The organism is Mesorhizobium sp. M1328, from assembly GCF_040318075.1.
Lineage (GTDB): Bacteria > Pseudomonadota > Alphaproteobacteria > Rhizobiales > Rhizobiaceae > Mesorhizobium.
Genome location: NZ_JAMYLO010000077.1, coordinates 1 through 1,284 on the forward strand (window position 1 = coordinate 1; position 1,284 = coordinate 1,284).

2 pseudogenes are annotated in these 1,284 nt (G+C 58.6%); both read left to right on the forward strand.

Annotation, left to right across the window (positions count from 1 at the left end):
• Positions 1 to 334 precede the first annotated feature (334 nt).
• A pseudogene (locus NKH23_RS34415) lies at positions 335 to 524 on the forward strand (co-chaperone GroES); the annotation flags it as partial.
• Positions 519 to 1,150: pseudogene (locus tag NKH23_RS34420) on the forward strand (TCP-1/cpn60 chaperonin family protein); the annotation flags it as partial. The pseudogenes NKH23_RS34415 and NKH23_RS34420, both read left to right, overlap by 6 nt.
• Positions 1,151 to 1,284 lie beyond the last annotated feature (134 nt).

Here is a 1,284-nt window from a genome sequence, read left to right on the forward strand (position 1 = left end):
TCCATCTTCGCCCATTGGGCGTCAGTCAGCACAAATCGTTCCATCCAAAGCTTGAATCACAAACAAGCCAAATGTGGAATCCTGAATCTCAACAGGCCTTAGACTAAACTCGTCTCGTTCGCATCGCGACAACGGTCAATCCGTCCCAAGGCGCAATACAGCAGGGCATAACGCTAGGAACTTCTTTAGCCAGTCCCCTTTGAATGGAGCAAGGAGCAAAATTAGGTCGGCATGTGCGCGATGCCGAAAAAGGCGCGCGAGCCCCGCATCGACCCTGTCGGTCTGAATCGGGGTACCCTGTCGCAACCTGCTTGTCCCGCCGAAGGAGAACGATATGAAGTTCCGTCCATTGTACGACCGCATCCTGGTCCGCCGCAACGAAGCCGACGAGAAGACGGCCGGCATATCATTATTCCCGACACCGCGAATGAAAGACCGCAGGAGGGCGAAGTGAGCGCCGCCGGCCCAGGCGCCCGCGATGAAGCCGGCCAGCTTCAGTCTTGGACCTCAAGGCGAGCGACCGCCGTAAGGCGATGCTGGATATCCCGATCGTGACTGGCGGCACCGCAATCAGAGAGGATCTCGGCATCAAACCGGAGAATGTCACGCTGGAGATGCTCAGCCGCACCAGAAAAGTCTCGATCGAGAAAGAGAACACTGCGATCGTCGACGCCGGCAAGAAGGGAGGAGTTCCAGGGCCGCATCATTCAGATCAAGGCGCAGGTCGAGGAGACCACCTTCGACTACGACCGCGAGCAGCGGCTGGCCAAGCTCCCCGGCGACGTCGTGATCCGCGTCGGCTTCTCGACAGGGGTCGAGATCAAGGAGCGCGAGCATCGCGTCGATGCTTGCATGCGAATCGAGCAGTGGTCGATGAGGGCATACTGCCAGCGGCTCGGCCCGGTTCAGGGCAGCAATGGCGTTCGACGTCGACAGCTTGGACCAGAAGATCGGTTTCGAGATCGCGCGGCGCGCCATCGAGGCGCTGTTGTGCTCAGATCGCCGAGAATGCTGGTGCGCAAGGCTCGATCACCGTCGGTAGCCTGCGCGAAAACCGGAGTACGGCTATGGCTGGAATGCCCTGGCCAACGAATTCGGCGATCTCTTCAGTCAGGGCGCGATCGACCCCGCCAAGGCTCTATCAAAGGCGCACGTCAACTTCTTGCATAAATGCAATAATTTAGGAGACCGCATGATTCGGCCCGGTAGAACTCCACTTCACATTCAGCTCGCTGATATCATTCGGTCTCAGATCGAGAGCGGCGTCTTCAACGCTGGCGACCA